The sequence below is a fragment of the Citrobacter sp. LST-B2 genome, from assembly GCF_057983045.1.
This window is the reverse complement of the sequence record NZ_CP192598.1, coordinates 3,719,500-3,737,554: the sequence shown is the minus strand read 5'-3', so window position 1 is coordinate 3,737,554 and position 18,055 is coordinate 3,719,500. Positions and strand designations below refer to the sequence as shown.

At 53.4% G+C, this 18,055-nt stretch carries 13 protein-coding genes and 2 pseudogenes; 10 read left to right on the top strand and 5 right to left on the bottom strand.

Translation table 11 applies throughout. From position 1 onward, the window contains the following. Window positions 1-232 precede the first annotated feature (232 nt). Window positions 233-1,732 (top strand): alpha/beta hydrolase, encoded by a 1,500-nt coding sequence (locus tag ACQ0PY_RS17980; protein ID WP_109739405.1) that lies wholly within the window; start codon window positions 233-235, stop codon window positions 1,730-1,732. Window positions 1,733-1,818: 86 nt separating this feature from the next. Here the strand turns inward: ACQ0PY_RS17980 and ACQ0PY_RS17975 are convergent, their stop codons facing one another. Genes ACQ0PY_RS17975 through ACQ0PY_RS17965 form a run of 3 tightly spaced genes read right to left on the bottom strand, consistent with a single transcriptional unit; the run spans window position 1,819 to window position 4,767 of the window. Next, complete coding sequence (locus tag ACQ0PY_RS17975) at window positions 1,819-3,333, bottom strand: tripartite tricarboxylate transporter permease (protein ID WP_042999650.1); 1,515 nt, start codon at window positions 3,331-3,333, stop codon at window positions 1,819-1,821. A gap of 10 nt (window positions 3,334-3,343) precedes the next feature. Next, window positions 3,344-3,775, bottom strand: coding sequence for a tripartite tricarboxylate transporter TctB family protein (locus tag ACQ0PY_RS17970; RefSeq protein WP_042999651.1), 432 nt, complete (start codon window positions 3,773-3,775; stop codon window positions 3,344-3,346). A 14-nt stretch (window positions 3,776-3,789) separates the two neighbouring features. Then, window positions 3,790-4,767 (bottom strand): Bug family tripartite tricarboxylate transporter substrate binding protein, encoded by a 978-nt coding sequence (locus ACQ0PY_RS17965; RefSeq protein WP_054176932.1) that lies wholly within the window; start codon window positions 4,765-4,767, stop codon window positions 3,790-3,792. Window positions 4,768-4,919: 152 nt separating this feature from the next. On the opposite strand from ACQ0PY_RS17965, the gene tctD reads away from it, so the two are divergent. From tctD to ACQ0PY_RS17945, 4 genes and pseudogenes are all read left to right on the top strand, one after another. Further along, a complete protein-coding gene (gene tctD, locus ACQ0PY_RS17960; protein ID WP_044255134.1) occupies window positions 4,920-5,594 on the top strand; it encodes a transcriptional regulator TctD in 675 nt (224 codons plus the stop codon). After that, entirely contained in the window at window positions 5,581-7,008 is a 1,428-nt protein-coding gene (locus tag ACQ0PY_RS17955; RefSeq protein WP_058586987.1) for a sensor histidine kinase, read from the top strand. Before tctD ends, ACQ0PY_RS17955 begins: the two co-directional genes overlap by 14 nt. Window positions 7,009-7,764: 756 nt before the next feature. After that, window positions 7,765-7,830: pseudogene (locus ACQ0PY_RS17950) on the top strand (ESPR-type extended signal peptide-containing protein); the annotation flags it as partial. Between the two features lie 288 nt (window positions 7,831-8,118). Continuing rightward, window positions 8,119-12,411, top strand: a pseudogene (locus ACQ0PY_RS17945) (autotransporter outer membrane beta-barrel domain-containing protein); the annotation flags it as partial. A 76-nt stretch (window positions 12,412-12,487) separates the two neighbouring features. On the opposite strand, the gene ACQ0PY_RS17940 reads toward ACQ0PY_RS17945, so the two are convergent. Further along, window positions 12,488-12,844, bottom strand: a complete 357-nt coding sequence (locus tag ACQ0PY_RS17940; protein ID WP_042999656.1) for a hypothetical protein — start codon at window positions 12,842-12,844, stop codon at window positions 12,488-12,490. A 270-nt stretch (window positions 12,845-13,114) separates the two neighbouring features. On the opposite strand from ACQ0PY_RS17940, the gene ACQ0PY_RS17935 reads away from it, so the two are divergent. Further along, on the top strand, window positions 13,115-14,638 hold the full coding sequence (locus ACQ0PY_RS17935; RefSeq protein WP_109739403.1) for an EAL domain-containing protein: 1,524 nt from the start codon (window positions 13,115-13,117) through the stop codon (window positions 14,636-14,638). Window positions 14,639-14,643: 5 nt separating this feature from the next. On the opposite strand, the gene ACQ0PY_RS17930 is transcribed toward ACQ0PY_RS17935, so the two are convergent. After that, entirely contained in the window at window positions 14,644-14,841 is a 198-nt protein-coding gene (locus tag ACQ0PY_RS17930; protein ID WP_044329145.1) for a hypothetical protein, read from the bottom strand. Between the two features lie 733 nt (window positions 14,842-15,574). On the opposite strand from ACQ0PY_RS17930, the gene ACQ0PY_RS17925 reads away from it, so the two are divergent. The 4 genes from ACQ0PY_RS17925 (at window position 15,575) to ACQ0PY_RS17910 (ending at window position 18,037) form a co-directional block, all read left to right on the top strand. Continuing rightward, the gene (locus ACQ0PY_RS17925; protein WP_109739402.1) at window positions 15,575-16,312 is read left to right on the top strand and encodes a glycoprotein 3; all 738 of its coding nucleotides are present in this window, start codon (window positions 15,575-15,577) and stop codon (window positions 16,310-16,312) included. Further along, window positions 16,309-16,554 carry an ogr/Delta-like zinc finger family protein gene (locus tag ACQ0PY_RS17920; protein ID WP_007900390.1) on the top strand — a complete coding sequence of 82 codons (246 nt, stop codon included), beginning with the start codon at window positions 16,309-16,311 and terminating at the stop codon, window positions 16,552-16,554. Before ACQ0PY_RS17925 ends, ACQ0PY_RS17920 begins: the two co-directional genes overlap by 4 nt. Before the next feature lie 16 nt (window positions 16,555-16,570). Then, window positions 16,571-17,137 carry a phage polarity suppression protein gene (locus ACQ0PY_RS17915; protein ID WP_109739401.1) on the top strand — a complete coding sequence of 189 codons (567 nt, stop codon included), beginning with the start codon at window positions 16,571-16,573 and terminating at the stop codon, window positions 17,135-17,137. A 309-nt stretch (window positions 17,138-17,446) separates the two neighbouring features. Then, window positions 17,447-18,037, top strand: a complete 591-nt coding sequence (locus tag ACQ0PY_RS17910) for a hypothetical protein (protein WP_109739399.1) — start codon at window positions 17,447-17,449, stop codon at window positions 18,035-18,037. Window positions 18,038-18,055: the final 18 nt, after the last annotated feature.

Below are 18,055 nucleotides of genomic sequence, written 5' to 3'. Positions count from 1 at the left end.
AAGCTCATTTCGTAGCCATAAATTAAAAATATCTACATTTTTATAAAACGCGCACAAAATGAACTTTTTGTTTCTTTTTTGTGATCAAAAACAACAAATATTTAACATTATTAAATGCAGGGATAAATGCATGCGTATCGGGAGAAAAGGGCGGAAAAGGTTGAGGAAACCGCCGGTTAGCCTACACTAACGCCGGTTGCGGTGTGTCTGATGAGCGAGGTTCGGGATAAACATGTTGCTTAAAAACCTCTTCCGTCGGGTGAAGTGGGTCAGTTCCGGCCTGTTGGCGTTGATCAAACACGTGGTGCTGACGCTGCTGGTGGTACTGATTATTTTTCTCGGCGTGCGGGTGTATCAGACAGAGAGTGGGCCTGATCTTCATTCCTGGCATACCTGGCACGGGAATGAAATGAGCGCGGCGGCGCTGGATAACGCCACCTTTGCGCAGTATCAGGTACGGGAAGCGGCGCTGTTTGCCGATCTACAAAAACAGGTGGGCGATACGCTGAGCCCGGATGAGCAGACGCCGATCAACCGTTTCTGGTTGGGCAGTCGGGTTGCTCCGGCGCAATTTACCCCCAACTGGAACCGCTCATTCGTGTTGATGCCGCAAGGCAAACCGCGCGGCGTTGCCGTGATGCTCCACGGCCTGACCGACTCGCCCTACAGCCTGAAAGATATCGCCCGGATCTACCAGCAGCAGGGATTTATCGCCGTGGTGCCACGCCTGCCCGGACACGGTACCGCGCCAGGCGCGTTAACGGCGGTCGACTGGGAAGCGTGGCTGGCCGCGACACGTCTGGCGGTGCGTGAGGCGACGAGACTGGCGGGTAACGAGGTGCCGCTGCATCTGGTGGGGTACTCTAACGGCGGCGCGCTGGCGCTGAAATACACGCTGGACAGTCTGGACGACGCCACGCTGCGACGTCCGCGTCAGGTGGTGTTGCTGTCGCCGATGATTGGCGTCACCTCCTTCGCCCGTTTTGCCGGGCTGGCGGGGTTACCGGCGCTGTTTCCCGCGTTTGCCAAAGCCGCGTGGCTCAACGTCACGCCAGAATTTAACCCCTTCAAATACAATTCGTTTCCGGTCAATGCGGCGCGGCAGTCTTATCTGTTGACCAAAGCGCTACAGCAGCAAATTGTCCAGGATGCGCAGACTATGCGACTTCACGATCTGCCGCCGGTGCTGACCTTCCAGTCGGTAATGGATTCCACCGTCAGCACCCAGGCGGTAGTGGAGTCGTTGTATCGCTATCTGGGACCTAACGGCAGCGAACTGGTGCTGTTTGATATCAATCAGGCGGCTAACCTGCGCCCTCTGCTGCGGACATCTTCTTATACCGCCGCCGCGACGTTGCTGCCCTCCGTACCGCGAGCTTACCGCACAACGGTGGTCACTAATGCCACGGCAGAAACGCTGGCCGTGGTGGCGCGTGACACCCTCGCCGGAACGCGTGACGTGCAGGTTCAGCCGTTACAGGAGGCCTGGCCGCAGGAGATGTATTCGTTGTCGCATGTGGCGGTGCCCTTTCCAATGACCGATTCGTTGTATGGGTTGAAGCCGGATGTGTTGAATCGCTATGGGCTGAGCATTGGCACGATTGCGCTGCGCGGAGAGACCTCCACGCTGCTGGTGGGGCTGGATACGTTAATGCGTGTCACCTCGAATCCGTTCTTTCCCTATATGAAGGAACGGATTGAGGCGGTTATCGGAAGGAATGTTAAGAATTGAGACTGTTGCCGGATGACAACGCGGCGTGTTTTATGCGGCCTGGGTTGCGGGTAGGCCGGATAAGCGAAGCGCCATCCGGCGAGGCATTACCCGACATCCACCTGCGGTTTGGTGTGGCGCTTACGGAGGATCCGTAACAGCGGCGGGATCACAATGACTGCCACCGCCATCACCAGCAGCACTTTGGTGACGCTACTTTCCCACAGAATCGCCATATTGCCGTTGCTGATCGACAGCGCACGGCGCAGGTTTTGTTCGAGCATTTCGCCCAGCACAAAGCCTAAGATCAGCGGCGACATCGGGAAGTGCATTTTGCGCAGAACGTAGCCCAGCACGCCGAGCGCGACCATCAGCACCAGATCGAAGGTTGTACTGTGTACGGCGTACACCCCGACAGCGGAAACCGCCGCGATAGCCGGTACCAGGAACCACAGTGGGATGGTCAGCATCCGGGTGAACAGGCCGATCAGCGGAATGTTCATCACCAGCAGCATCACGTTGGCAATCAGCAGAGCCGCAATCAATCCCCAGACGATATCCGGTTGTTCGGTAAACATCGCCGGTCCCGGCGTGATGTTGTACAGGGTTAGGGCACCCATCATCACCGCCGTGGTGCCGGAACCCGGCACGCCCAGTGTCAGCATCGGAATAAACGAGCCACAGGCCGACGCGTTATTCGCCGCTTCTGGTGCGGCAACCCCACGAATATCGCCTTTGCCGAAGCTGTCGCTGTTGCCGCTGATTTTTTTCTCGGTCATGTAGGTGATGGCGCTGGCGATGGTGGCACCCGCGCCCGGCAGCACGCCGACGAAGAAGCCAATCACCGACGAGCGCAGCGTCGCGCCGACGCACTGCGCGCCTTCTTTGGCGTTGAACAGCATGCGCCCTGTTTTGCGTACCAGTTTCTGCCCGCTGCTGGTATGTTCCAGCATCAGCAGGATTTCAGAAACCGAGAACAGGCCGATCACCACGACGATAAACTGCACGCCGTCAGAAAGATGCACGCTGTCAAAGGTAAAGCGATACACCCCGGTGTTGGCGTCAACGCCGACGGTCGCCAGTCCCAGACCAATCAGCGCCGCCAGAAACGATTTCAGCGGATTTTGCGCCATCATGCTGCCAAGACAGGCAATCGCAAAAACCATGAGCGCGAAGTACTCTGCCGGACCAAACGCCAGCGACCATTGCGCCAGTAAGGGGGCGAACAGAATGATTCCGCCGATGGCGATCAGTGAGCCAAAGAAGGAACTGACCGCTGAAATAGAGAGCGCGACGCCGCCGCGCCCCTGTTGCGCCATCGGGTAGCCGTCCAGCGCGGTCATAATTGCCGCCGCATCGCCGGGCACGTTGAGCAAAATCGACGAAATGCGTCCGCCGTATTCGCAACCAATGTAAACCGTTGCCAGCAGGATTAGCGCCGATTCCGCTGGCAGATGCAAAGCAAAGGCCAGTGGCAACAGGATCGCCACGCCATTGATCGGCCCCAGACCCGGCAGCAGACCGACAATGGTGCCGACGAAGCAGCCGATCAGCGCGATCACCAGGTTTTCCGGCGTCATCGCCACCGCAAAACCCTGAGAAAGATATATCCAGGTATCCATCGTTTCTCCGTTAACTCAGCCAGGCGCCGAGCGGTAAGGTGACATCAAGCAGGCGGTCGAAGGCATACCACAGGGCGACGCCGAGGATCGCGCCGGAAATGCCCGCGGCGGGTAATGTGGCGCCAAACAGAATGCCAATCACCAGCGTCAGAATGGCGGTGGCGACAGGGAAGCCCAGCCACTCAAAGCCCCAGGCGTACATCAACAGGACGATCACCATAGTTAACAGTTTTTGCAGGACGTGCCGGCGCGGCCAGTCCACAACATCTGGATGGCGTAACAGGAGTGCCAGCGCGCACAGCGCCATCAGGGCGATAATCCCCAGCGGAAACGGACGCGGGCCGACCGGTTCGTAACTGTATTCACTCTGAATTTGCCAGGCGATAAACAGCCCGGCGATACACAGCAACAGCCAGATACCGGCGAAAATACGATCGCTCATCGGAGCCTCCATCTTTATTTCGCCAGGCCAAAGGCTTTCGCCTGCTCGCGGTAACCGGTCACCTGTTTTTTGACATACTCATCAAGCTGTTGACCCGTCATATTGAATTCGAACAGGCCACGCAGGTCGCGCTGCTTTTTGAACGCGTCGGTCTGCTGGAGTTTTTCAAATGCCTGCACCCACCATTGATACTCGGCATCACTGACTTTCGGGCCGACATAAAAGCCGCGAATGATGGGCCAGACCAGGTCGTAACCCTGCTCTTTGGCGGTAGGCACATTGGCGAGTTGTCCGGGCAGACGGTTTTCAGAGAAGACGGCGAGGACGCGGATTTTATCGCCGCTCAGATAGGGCACCATCTCACTGAGATCGCCGGAAACCACCTGAACATGATTGCCCATCAGTGCGGTGACTGGTTCGCCGCCGCCTTCAAAGGCGACATAGCGCATCTTGTGCGGATCGACGTGAGCCTGTTGCGCCAGCAGCGCCGACTTCATCCAGTCCTGGCTGCCAATAGAGGCCCCGGCGCCAATCACCACGCTGTTGGGATCTTTTTCCATCGCGGTGAGCAGATCTTTCAGTGACTTCCACGGCGAGTCGGCGCGCACGGCGATCATGCCGTAGTCCGTACCGACGCTCGCCAGCCAGCGCACATCATCCACGCCGTAACGACCAAATTTACCCTGTGACAGGTTCAACAGCGAACCGCCGGAGAACGCCACGACCGTCCCCGCTTCGGCGGGCCGTTGCGCGACGATCGCGTTATAGGCGACTGCGCCCACGCCGCCTGGCATGTAGGTCACGCGCATCGGTTTCTCGATAGCGCCGGTTTCCATCATGCTTACCTGAATCAGTTTGCAGGTAAGGTCAAAGCCGCCGCCCGGTTTCGCCGGGGCGATACATTCGGTACGCGACGGCGCTTCTTGCGCCAGGACAGAGGTGCTCATCAGTAAAACGCTTGCAGCAAGGGTACGAACGAACTGTTTTTTCATTATTTATCCTCACGCCGGAGAACCGGATGGTAGGGTTCGGAAGATTATTTTTTGATTATGTGAACCAACATGTAGCGGTTCAGTTGCGTGATTGTTAAAACATTAACCTTTCATTTCCCTTTCAATGCGGCAGAAACTTTACAGGATGTGATATGCGTCTCTTATTGGCGGAAGATAACCGTGAGCTGGCTCACTGGCTGGAAAAAGCGCTGGTGCAGAACGGATTCGCCGTGGACTGTGTGTTCGACGGACTGGCTGCCGACCATCTTCTGCATAGCGAAACCTATGCGCTGGCGGTTCTGGATATCAACATGCCTGGGATCGACGGACTGGAAGTGGTGCAGCGTCTGCGTAAGCGTGCGCAGACGCTGCCGGTGCTGCTGCTGACAGCGCGTAGCGCGGTGGCGGATCGGGTAAAAGGACTCAATGCCGGAGCGGATGATTATCTGCCCAAGCCCTTCGAACTTGAGGAACTGGACGCCCGGCTGCGGGCTTTGCTCCGGCGCAGTGCGGGACAGGTACAGGAGCTTCAGCAACTGGGCGATCTGGCATTCCATGATGAAGGGTATTTCTTGCTTCAGCAGCAACCGCTGGCGCTCACCCCGCGTGAATTGGCGCTGTTGACGGTGCTGATGTATCGCAGAACCCGTCCGGTATCGCGCCAGCAGTTGTTCGAACAGGTCTTCAGCCTGAACGATGAGGTCAGCCCCGAAAGTATCGAACTGTACATTCATCGTCTGCGGAAAAAATTACAGGGCAGCAATGTGCGGATCACCACGCTGCGCGGGCTGGGATACGTGCTGGAGTGCGGCAATGAGGTGGGTTAAACCCCAGTCGTTATACCTGCAATTGATGCTGTTTCTTGGTCTACCGTTGATTCTGCTGTGGGGACTGTCGGCGTTTAACAGCTACGTCAGCGCCCTGCAGGCGGCAACGCAGGCCTATGACCGCACGCTGCTGTCGTCTGCCCGCACGGTGGCGGAGCGGCTGGTGGTCCGCAATGCAACGCTGGAGGTCAATGTTCCGTGGGTGGTGCTGGACAGCTTTGAACTGAACATGAACGACCGGCTGTACTATAAAGTGGTGGATCCGTCGGGGAAGGTGATTTCGGGTTACGACGACCTGCCGGCGATGCCGCCTTCCACCTCTCGTACGCAACTCTACCCTGCGCTGGCCTGGTTTTATCATACGCAATATCAGGGGCAGGCCATTCGCGTGGCGCGCCTGCTACAGCCGGTAAACGAGGGCGGCATTGTCGGGATGGCGGAGATCTACGTCGCAGAGACGCTACAATCGCGGCGTTACCTGGCAGGACAACTGCTGTTTTCGTCATCGGTAACGCAGGGTTTGTTGGTGCTGCTGACGCTGGTGCTGGTCGGCTGGCTGCTGCGCCGCGTGCTGCGGCCGATGCGCCAGCTCTCCTCACTGATGGTGCGACGTGAACCGGAACTCCTGACACCGTTACCTGAACTGCTGCCCTGGTCGGAGACGCGGTTGCTGATCGTCGCGTTTAACCGCTATCTCGATCGCCTGCGCGCGCTGATCTCCCGGCAGGAACGGTTTAGCGCCGATGCCTCTCATCAACTGAAAACCCCGCTGGCCGTGTTGAAAACGCAGGCCGCCGTGGCGCTTGCCAGCGAACAGCCTCAGCAGTGGCACGAGAGTTTACGGGCGATGAGTACGACGCTGGACAACACCATCCTGCTGACGGAAAGGTTGTTACAGCTTTCAGCGGTGAAGCGAAAAGAGCAGGGGGAGCGGCAGTTTTCACCGGTCAATCTGTTCGAGGTGGTGCAGACGAGCTGTTTCACGCGACTGGCGCAGGCGCGCAGTAAAGGCATCGACCTGGGTTATGAAGGCGTGCTGGAGGCGATATGGATAGACGGTGATGATGTCCTGCTGGGGGAGTTGTGCGGTAATTTGCTGGATAACGCCCTGAAATATACCCCGGCACAAGGGACGGTGACCGCCAGGTTACGTCGGGAAGGTGAGGCCGTGGTGCTGGAGGTCGAAGACAGTGGTCCTGGCATCGAAGATGAACAGATTCATCAGGCAATGCTGCCGTTCCATCGTCTTGAAAATGCCGGAACGGAAGCCGGAGCAGGCATTGGCCTGGCGCTGGTTTCTGATATTGCCCGTTTGCATCGCACCCATCCTCATCTTTCACGCAGCAATACGTTAGGCGGTTTACATGTTCGGGTTCGCTTTTTAGTGGTCGCTCACATCCCGATGAAAACATAAATATTCTTTATAGACAATCAGATAGCCGGAATTACCACATTGAGCCATAAAAGCTTTTAGCAAAAAGTGCTTTTCAAAGGCAGTTTTTACACGCTGGCAAAATGTTAAAAATCTTATTACGCAATATAAAAATCCTGGGTTCCTCTCTATTTCCCCTTTCATGATACGGAAAAATAGAATTTCGTCATCTGTCCTTCCCAGGAATTTATGCTCACTAATTATTATTTTCTGATATTAATGTTCAGGCTAATAGTCCGGGGGCGTATTGACAGCTTTTTAGGCGAGTGTAAAACTGAGCGCAAGAATTACATAAACATTATTAACCAAACAGCAAGCCGCAATGGCTGCCGCCGAACCGATCCCGGGTCGTCACCAGAAGGTCTGAATTTATCGTGTGTTGTCAGTCACCAACTGGCATGAGTGGATGTTTTGTACAGGGACACGCGTTATATATTTGCATAATATTGTTTTTTATTTCTGACGATGGTCTGTGATTCATTAACGCCCTCTCCGGAGAGTAAATCGTGGATCCTGGATGTTCGTTATTTACTCATGCATGGATACTATTGTCGGAGACAATATGTGAAATCATTATAACACCATCAATAGATTATTTAATTTAAGACTGTTCAGAATTCATTTCTGAATAGCCCTCTATTTCCCATTTCCAGGTGAGGGAAGCTTATCGATTCTATGTTGCGTATTAAAAAAAATTACACCGCATATAAACATTTTATCAGATTATGAGCATTTTTTATGAACACAAATTATCGCGTTATATGGAATGAAGTTCTGAAGGTATTTCAGGTTTGTTCCGAGTTGGTGAGAGGGAAAAGCCAGTCATCAACCCATTCATCTTTGAAAACAACGTCCTCTTCCGCTCAACAACATCATGCTTTGCAACCGCTTTTTAAACGTAGTGCCCTGTCACTGCTGCTGCTGGCCTCTCTGCCCGCCAATTCGGCCATTATTGATAATGGCGAGGTGGTCAACGTGGCGACGGGATATTCACTGGATTACTACACTTTCATCGGCATGAACGGCGTGGGCACACTGAATATTCTCGCGGGCGGTGTGGTGGCAGGATCGGATGTCTACAAGCTCATTATCGGCGATAACACCCAGGCGAACGGTACGGTGAACGTCGATGGTTCCGGCTCTTCGTTACGTTCAGGAGCGATGACCATTGCCGAGTACGGTGTCGGCACCATGACCATCTCCAACGCTGCGGTGGTGAATACTTCAGGGTTGGGCGTGTTGGGCGGATCAAATGGCAGTCACGGGTCCGCTACGATCCGTTCGGGTGGGCTGTGGAATTTAGTGAATCCTTCGGGGGCGCTCCAGGACCTGAATATTGGTTATGGCGGCACAGGAGTGATTAACATTGAAGAGGGCGGTGCGCTGAACGCCGGTATGACAACGATTGGCAGTTTTGAGGCCGGGGTCGGAACCGTCAGCGTTAGCGGTCAGAATTCAACAATGAGCACCGGCGCGCTGCGGGTCGGGGATTATGGTTCGGGAACGCTGAATATCTCTGACTCTGCCATTGTACGCAGTAGCGCCGACAGTATGCTGGGACGTTCGCCTGCTGGTTACGGGCGAGTGAATATCAGTAACGGCGGGGAATGGCGGATCGCTGATGCCAGTGACGTCACCAAAAAACTCAACGTGGGTCATTCCGCGACAGGGATACTGGATATTCAGTCGGGTGGGAAAGTGGTTGCCAGCGCGGTGAGCCTGGCGGCAAATGGCGGCGAGGGGACGGTGAATATCAATGGCGCCGGATCGCGTCTGGATGCGACGTCAGCCACCGTCGGCGCCGTGGGCGACGGTACTCTCAACTTGAGTAACAGCGGCGCGCTTAACCTGAATGGCAAACTGTTCATTGCGCAGAATGCCTCAAGCACCGGCGTAGTGAACATTGGCGCGGCTCAGGGACAGGCCGCCGCCGGAGCGGGCGTGATTTCCGGCGTGACCGGCGTGACGTTTGGCTCGGGTACCGGTTCTCTTGTGCTCAATCACACCACCAACGATCCCTCCACCGCGGGAGGATATCAGCTCGCTATGCCGATTACCGGCCAGGGAACGATTGTTCATCAGGCCGGGCATACCGTACTGACGGGGGACAATACCTACAGCGGGAAGACCCTGGTCAATGGCGGCACGCTCACCTCGGCTCTGCAATCTAGCGCTAACAGAACCGGCCTTGGCAGCAGTGAAGTGACGATTGGCAGTGATGGCACGCTCGAAATTGTCGGTGCCACCGACACCAGCACTAATGACTTTGCTTTTAGCAATGTGTTGAACGGCACGGGGTTGATGTCTGTCAATCTGCACGCTGGAGATGATGTCTTTTCCTTTACGCCTGCCGTCGGCAATAGTTTTCGCGGAGCGGTTGAGTTGCGAAATAGCACATTTGCGCTTTCCGGGAATAACGCTTCGTCATTGGCACAATCGCTGTTAATCAGCAGTGCGGGGAACACCACAACCGTCAGCGGTACGCAGGATCTTACGGGACTACTTTTTAATGGGGGCACGCTGGCTTTTGACGTTACGCTTCCGGGGTCAACGATCTCCAACAGTCTGGTGTCGGTCAATACCCTGGTTGCCGGCGCAGCGGGGGTAATGTACAACGGACGCGAATACCAGGCAGACGGCACCGGCACGGTGAAAGTAAACTTTGCCGATCCCTGGAACGATACTGGCGCGGCGGCGAATCCAGAAACTACCGCAAACCTGCTCCAGCAGGATGACACCGGGATTGGCGTACAGCTGGTGAAAGCGTCGATTGTGCTTGGGTCGGGTGGTTCGCTGACGCTTGCCGATCAAAACGGTGCGCCGATTGCGGCAGATAAAACCCTTCAGATAGCGCAGAACGGGACGACCGTGGCGAACGGGCAGTATGGTTTTCGCCTGACCACTGCACCGGGTAATGGCCTGTATGTAAACTACGGTCTGAAGGCGTTGGATATTCTCTCCGGGCAAACGTTGGTGCTGTCGCCGTATGCGGGGGCGACGGGTGCTGGCGCTGATATGTCGGCGACGATCTCCGGCAGCGGCAATCTGGCGGTGAATACGGCTGATGTCGTGTCGCTCTCCAACGGCCTGAACGACTACAGTGGTGCCACGCAGGTACAGGCAGGGACGTTGCGCACCGACGCCGATGGCGCGTTGGGCGAGACCAGCGAATTGCACATCAGTAGTGGAGCGACCGCCGATCTCAATGGTACAACCCAGACGGCGGGTACGTTGACAGGACAGTCAAACTCTACCTTAGCACTAAATGGCGGCTCGCTGACCCTGTCGAACGGCGGGCTTAGCGAGGGAAGTCTGACCGGCAGCGGTGCGCTGAATGTTAACGGCGGCCTGTTAACGATTGATGGTGCTAACGCCGCCCTGACGGCCAAAACGACCATCAGCAGCGGGGCGGAAGTGAGCGTAAATGATGTGCTGGGTGCAGGCAGCGGCGATATCGTCGACGGCGGGACATTAACCCTGAATGGCGTTGTCGGCACGCTGACGAACACCCTCAGCGGAGCGGGCGGCATTGATGTGGCAAACATGTCAGATGTGGTCGTCAGCGGGGATAACAGCGGTTTTAGCGGCCTGTTCAATATCGACACAGACAACAAACTGACCGTCAGTGAACAGCAGAACCTTGGCACTGCTTCTGTGACGGATAACGGCCTGTTGACGGTAGCGACGGACACGGACTGGACGCTGGACAATGCCATTAGCGGCACAGGCAATCTGACCAAGACCGGTAGCGGCGTGTTGACACTGAAACAGGATTTGGCCTCCTGGACGGGCACCACCGATATTCTCGACGGTGAGATTGCGCTGGGTAGCGATGCCGATTCTGCCGTCGATATGGCTAACCAGCAGGTAAATATTCACGATGGCGCTACCCTGTCGGGGTATGGTCGCACCGCCGGGGATGTGGATGTGATGAGCGGCGGGACGATGCAGGTGTCCGACTTTACAGTCGGCGGCAATCTGACTCACAGCGGCACTGTGATCCTGGGGCGTTCGGGCATGCAGCCGGGTAATCACCTGGATGTGAACGGTAACTACCACGGTAATGACGGTCTGATGGTATTTAACACAGCCCTCGGCGGTGATGATTCCGCCACGGACAAACTGACCGTACATGGCGATACCTCCGGTAACACGCGGGTGGACGTCAATAATGTCGGCGGTATTGGCGCGCAGACCCGCAACGGCATTGAACTGGTGCAAGTGGAGGGCAATTCAGCCGGTCAATTCGCCCTGACCCGTGGCTCCGTGGAGGCCGGTGCGTATGTCTACACGCTGGCGAAGGGAACCGGCGAGGCGGCGAAAAACTGGTATCTGACCAGCAAATGGAATGGTGTGATTGATTCGGACAACCCGCCGGTTGTTGATCCGCGGACGGTGGATGTTCTGCGACCGGAAGCGGGTAGCTATACCAGCAATATTTCTGCTGCGAACACGCTGTTTGCTCACCGTCTGCACGATCGTCTCGGCGAGCCGCAGTACAGCAATGAGCTCCAGGATGAAGGGCTGGCTGGCAGCATGTGGATGCGCCACGTCGGCGGGCATGAACGTTCCTCGGCGGGGGACGGCCAACTGAAAACACAGAGCAATCGCTACGTGCTGCAACTGGGCGGCGACATTGCACAGTGGAGTATGGATGGGCTGGACCGCTGGCATCTCGGCGTGATGGGCGGTTACGCCAATGAGCACAGCAACACCCAGAGTAACCGTGCCGGATACGGTTCAGACGGACGTACCAGCGGCTACAGCGCCGGTCTGTACGGAACCTGGTATCAGAATGCCGTGGATAACACGGGGGCGTATGTTGATAGCTGGTTGCTGTACAACTGGTTCGACAACACGGTGGATGCGGACGAGCGTGAGAGCGACAGCTATGACTCTAAAGGGCTGACGGCCTCGCTGGAAGCGGGTTACACCCTGAAAGCCGGTACGTTCAGCGGCAGCCAGGGTTCTCTGAACACCTGGTACATCCAGCCGCAGGCACAGTTCACCTGGATGGGCGTGAAGTCGGATTCGCATACCCGGCATGATGGTACGCGCATTGAAACAGAAGGTGATGGCAACATTCAGACGCGTCTTGGGGTGAAAACGTACCTCAACAGTCATCACAAAATGGATGACGGACAGCAGCGCGAGTTCCAGCCCTATGTCGAAGTGAACTGGATCCACAATACCGAATCCTTCGGCGTGAAGATGGATGGCGTGAAAATCAGCCGTGACGGCGCGCGCAATCTGGGTGAAGTGCGTACCGGGGTGGAAGGTAAACTGAATAACCGTTTAAGCGTCTGGGGGAATGTCGGTGTGCAACTGGGTGATAAAGGCTACAGCGATACCCAGGGCATGCTGGGAGTGAAATACAGCTGGTAAGTTCAGACGGGGAAAAGCAGAAATAAAAAAGCCGCGTAAGCGGCTTTTTTATTCTTTAATGATCAGGGCGAAAGATTTATTCGCTGATTTTCTTCTCTACGCTGGCTGCGCCTTCTTTGGTTTTATTCCAGCCCTGCTCAGCACTTTCTTTCGTGGCGTTCCAGCCTTTTTCAGTACCTTCTTTGGTTTTATGCCAGGTTTCTTGCGAGCCTTCGCTAACTTTGCTGCTGATATTATCCTGTTTACCTTCGGCGCGGTGTTCTGCTTTCAGTTTTTGCTCTTCACCCTGATTCTGCGCCTGGTGTAATTTCTCTTTCGCTGTATTTGCGTTTTCATGTGCGGCAGCGACATCATTATCGGTTGCGTGTGTCGTAGCGGCAAAAACAGGAGAAGCCAGCAGAAGTGCAGATAATGCGATTAGAGTCTTTTTCATCATGTCCTCGCTTTACGTTATAAGTTATTAGCGTGATTAAGCATGGCATCTAAACGAAGCGCTGGCTTTAGGAAAAAACTGTAAGCGGGAAATATCGATTTTTTCCATGTGTTACGTCAGGAGCGCGTCATGCTGATTGGCGTTGACGGCGACAAATAAATATCGACATGACTATGGTTATTTATCGTTCTTTCTACCATGCTTTTTAGATTCGTGGCGTTAAGCGAGTCAACGACAAAATAATAACTTTTCTCTCGCCCGGGGCTGACAATGCGTAACACTCTTCTCCCTATTATTGTTGCTGTGTTGCTCTTTATTCTCGGTGTTTCTGTTTTAAATGTGCAGCTCTGGTATTCGGCGAGAGCAGACAGTCTTTCGGGGGCCCGCTATGTTGCGAGTGATATTGATGTCATTCTTGATGAGGCTACTCACGCGACGTCAACGGCCAGTGATATCATGCGAAAGGGTTGCGATCAGGAAGGACAGTACCGGTTAGGGACGGAAGCCGCGCTACAGCCTCATCTTCGGACCATTTTAATCTACCGCGAAGGCAAAATATGGTGCTCCTCGCTGCCGGGTAATCGCATGCTACTTTCTTATCTTTCTGCAATACCGGATACAACGCTGCAACTCGCGCCAGCAAATAATGCGGTTAACAGACGACCGGTTTTGTTATATCAGAATCAACTTGCCGGGAGCCGAATTGTCATCACCATCAGCGATCAGCATATTCGTGATTCACTGCGCACGCCGCTGAAAGAGGCGAATTATTCATTAATGGTAGGGAGGGCGATCCTGGGGCTGTCCGGTGATGTGGCGACCGTCAACGATACAGGCCAGGAGTTCGGACAGGTAGGATCCAAACGTTACCCCTTCACAATACGTTATAATTTACCGCCCGTGTTTAGCCTGCAAAGACTCATCAGTCAGGGGATGGGGATGCTGATCTTCATTTTTCTCATGTCTTGTTTTGCCGCGTATGCCCTGATTAAGTATTTAAATAAAAGCACCACGCCGGAAGAAGCGCTGCGCAGAGCAATTGTCAAGGGCGAAATCGTGCCTTTTTATCAGCCCGTGGTGAATGGCCGGGAAGGGACGTTACGGGGCGTTGAAGTGCTGGCGAGGTGGAAACATCCGAAAGCCGGATATATTTCCCCGGCGTCATTTATTCCGCTAGCGGAAAAGTCAGGTTTGATTATTCCTCTGACGCAAAGTTTGATGGAACAAGTGGTTACCCATATGAATGCTATCGCCACGAAGTTGCCAGAAGGTTTTCATGTCGGTATTAACTTCAGCGCCTCTCATATTACCGCTCCGACCTTTGTCGACGAGTGTCTGAACTTTAAGGCGCGGTTCAGCCGAAAAGATTTGAATCTGGTGCTCGAAGTGACCGAGCGTGAACCTTTGCATGTCGATGAGCACCTGGTACAGACGCTCAACGTTCTGCACGAAAATGGTTTTGTCATCGCTCTGGATGATTTTGGCACCGGTTATTCCGGACTTTCTTATCTTCATGATCTACACATTGATTACATTAAGATCGATCAAAGCTTTGTGGCGCGAGTCAGCATGGAAGAAGATTCCACCCGGATTCTGGACTGTGTACTGGATCTTGCTCGAAAACTGTCGCTAAGCATTGTGGCGGAGGGCGTGGAAACAAAGGAGCAGGTTGACTATCTGAACCGTAACGATATTACCTTCCAGCAGGGGTATTATTTCTTTAAACCGGTTAACTTCACCGAACTGATAAAAATTATTTTGTCGAAGCCGAAAGTCAAAGTGGTTGTTGAATAAGTAGATTATTTTTTGTGTAAACGTTGCGTGTTTATATTATCCACTTCCAGCATGCCTTTTTGCGGGTCAATAAAATAGCATTTTGTCTTTGACGAATAGGCCAGTGATGCCGTCTCGCATTGCGCCAGATCGCTAAACGCGCCAATCACTTCACTTTTCGTTGTGTTATTGGAAAGGGCGAAAATCAGTGCCAGAACGTACATATTCATTCCTTGAATAAATGGCTCATGGAGAGCCTGTTTTTTATTGACAGGAAGATACTACGTAGGACATGGCGCAAAACAAGTTGAACATGCCTGCAAGTCTGAATCTGGACCAGATCTCGTTTTTTATAAACCAAAGAATTGGCGTGGCTTGTCTGGTGTTCAGGAGGACTCTAGCATATCTCAATGGTGTTAAAGAAAGGCTAAACGCCAGACTATGAAGCCGCCGTAGAACGGTTCAATAAGTGTGTTGCGTCTATCAGTTGAACTCACAGCTCATAGCAGACGCTCACATCAGCTATGGCTAAAAAGCATGTATGAGGGGAAGGTGACAGGCTGCGATGAAAGAAAAGCGGGCTGTTGTTTGCGGCCGCATTGAAAGTGGCGAATGAGGCCAGAGAGCAGCAATAAAAAAGCCCGCATCAACGGGCTTTCATGTCACTCTGGAGCCGCGGCTCCTTTGCGTATCCTTTTTTGTCCCCTCACCGTCAGTTACACCCTCAACTGTTCACCCTTTATCTTACTGTATTACTAATCTTTTTCTTTTCAGTGAACAGTAGTGAATAGTTATAAGTAAAAAAACAAACAGTGAGTAAGGTTTTCCTGAGACTTTTCTCTGGCCAGCCGGGTTTTAAGGTCTGTTTATGCCATTTTTGCCACAACGGCAATGAATCGTGTTGTTGTGTCTGGCGCGGCAGAATCTCATCAGATTGAAACGAAGAGGAGACCCGACATGACTCAGACTGCTGTTATTCCCGACTACCTTAAACCCGCAATGGAGTGTCTTGAGACGGCCAGAGAAGCGCATCTCGCCAGTGCCCGATGCATGGATGAAACCACGACGGCCATCAGCCAAGTGAAAGTACAAAAAAAGGAACTGGAGCAGGAAAACGGCAATGATTCCGGCGCATGGCGTAGCGCCTTTCGTGCCGGTGGCGCTGTCATTACCGACGACCTGAAACAGCGCCATATTGCGCGAGTGGCACGGCGGGAACTGGCGCAGGAATGTGACAATATGGCTGAGGTGCTGTCTTTCGAGCTGGACAGCCTTAAAGGCGCGTGTGACCGGACGGCCAGAGCGTATCGTCAGGCACATCACAGCGTCCTCAGCCAGTATGCAGAGCATGAACTTGATGCTGCCCTGCGTGACACCTGTAGCGCGCTGGTCAGGGCAATGAAACTCAACATACTGGTTCTGAATAACCCGCTTGCCAATACCACCGGGCATCAGGGCTATATCAAGCCAGAACAGGCCGTTATGCAGCAGGTGAAAGCGTGGCTTGAACAAGCCGTGAAAGGCTGCAATATCCGTCTGACCGATGAACCGGTGCTGTTTAAAACAGGGCTGTCGGCCTCCACGCTGCAGCATATGGAGCATGACGTTGCGGCCACTCCTGTTCAGCGGAAAGTCTGGCAGGAAAAAATGCGGGAACGTGAAGCCGACCTGAAAGCACGGGGGCTACTGTCATGATGCGCTGCCCTTTCTGCCGCACGGCGGCTCACGTTCGCACCAGCCGCTATATGTCCGAGAGCGTCAAAGAGAGTTACCTGCAGTGCCAGAATGTGCACTGCTCGGCGACATTCAAAACGCATGAGTCCATCTTTGAAGTGATACGTTCGCCGGTCGTCGATGAGAAACCCGCGCCGGTGCCGACAATACCCGCAGCACCCCGTCGGGTAAAAGGCTGCTACAGCTCGCCGTTCCGACACTAATCAGGAGAGACAACCCGTGACCACCCTGACCTTACAGCAGGCCTATGAAGCCTGTCAGACGAACAAAACCGCGTGGCTGAACCGTAAAACCGAACTGGCCGCCGCAATGCAGGAATATCAGGAATTATTGCTGGATGACAATGCATCAGGCTCCCGCAGATTGCAGACGCTGCGTGACCTGATTGACGTAAAAAAGTGGGAAGTTAATCAGGCCGCCGGTCGCTACATCTTCTCGCATGAGGAGGTGCAGCGCATCAGCATCCGTAACCGGCTGCATGATTTTATGCAGCAGAACGGCGCGGAGCTGGCCGCCGCACTGGCACCGGAGCTGATGGGGATTAAAAACCAGCCCGCGATGATAAAAAACCGTGCGCTTGACCGTTCAGTAGATTACCTGCGAGAAGCTCTTTCCGTCTGGCTGGCCGCAGGAAATGAAATTAATTATTCTGCACAGGATAACGACATTTTAACGGCCATCGGATACAGGCCTGACGCGCCTTCGCGGGATGATAATCGTGAAAAATTCACCCCTGCACAGAACATGATTTACACCCGTCGACGTGCTGCACTGGCCGCGCAGTAACCTGTCAAAAAATCCCCGTAAATACCGTCATTTTTCCCGAATTAAGCCATGCATCCATAAGGTGCATGGTTTTGTATGCGTTTTCCCGTTCCTGCACTCCCGACCAGCGCCAGTCGCGGCGCGGCCTGAGTCCACCTTTGCACCTGCATTAAAAACGCCCCCTTAAGCGGGCAGGCGTGGCGGGGAGAGCATTGCGCGCAAAGTCTAATGACAGGATATTTTATCTAGGCCATTACGCAATGGTTGTTTTCTGAGCTATTATGTCATGATTTTATAAATCTATTGTTTTACTATTAATTTGGAGTGGTGATGAAAAAAACAGGGCAATCCCTTGGTGAATATATGAATATGATTGAAACGACAGATGATGAGTTATCAGTTGTTATCAAGGGACATTATGGTCTGGAGAATTTAATTGAGAAAATACTTGTTATTTCTGTGCCTAGTTCTGGAGCATTAGATTTTAAAAGAATTACCTTTATGCTAAAGGTGGATCTATTAATAAGTCTAGGGTTGCTAGATAGTAAATTCAAACCTATGCTTAACTTTATTAACTCTATAAGAAATAAATTTGCTCACAACCCTTATAGTCTGTTTGATGAAAAGGATGCTTTGAAGATCAGAACGATACTGATGCAGCAAAAAGTATTTAACCATTTATTAAGGAATAGTACCCTCCCCAAGGATGTTTTAGATGACTCATTGTGTTGTGCGTTTGCTCTGATAGAGGCTATTCTAAAAAATAAATATATAAAAATACATGCTGCAAAATTAGTTAATGAAAGAGTGATTAAAGTATTGGGGGCGATAGAAAAACCTGAGCAAAGAGCAAGAAGGAAAGCTTTTTATAAACAAGTGGAAGATGAGCTAAAGGATATCTACCCAGAACTTTACGATTAAATTTTGGAAAGACAACAA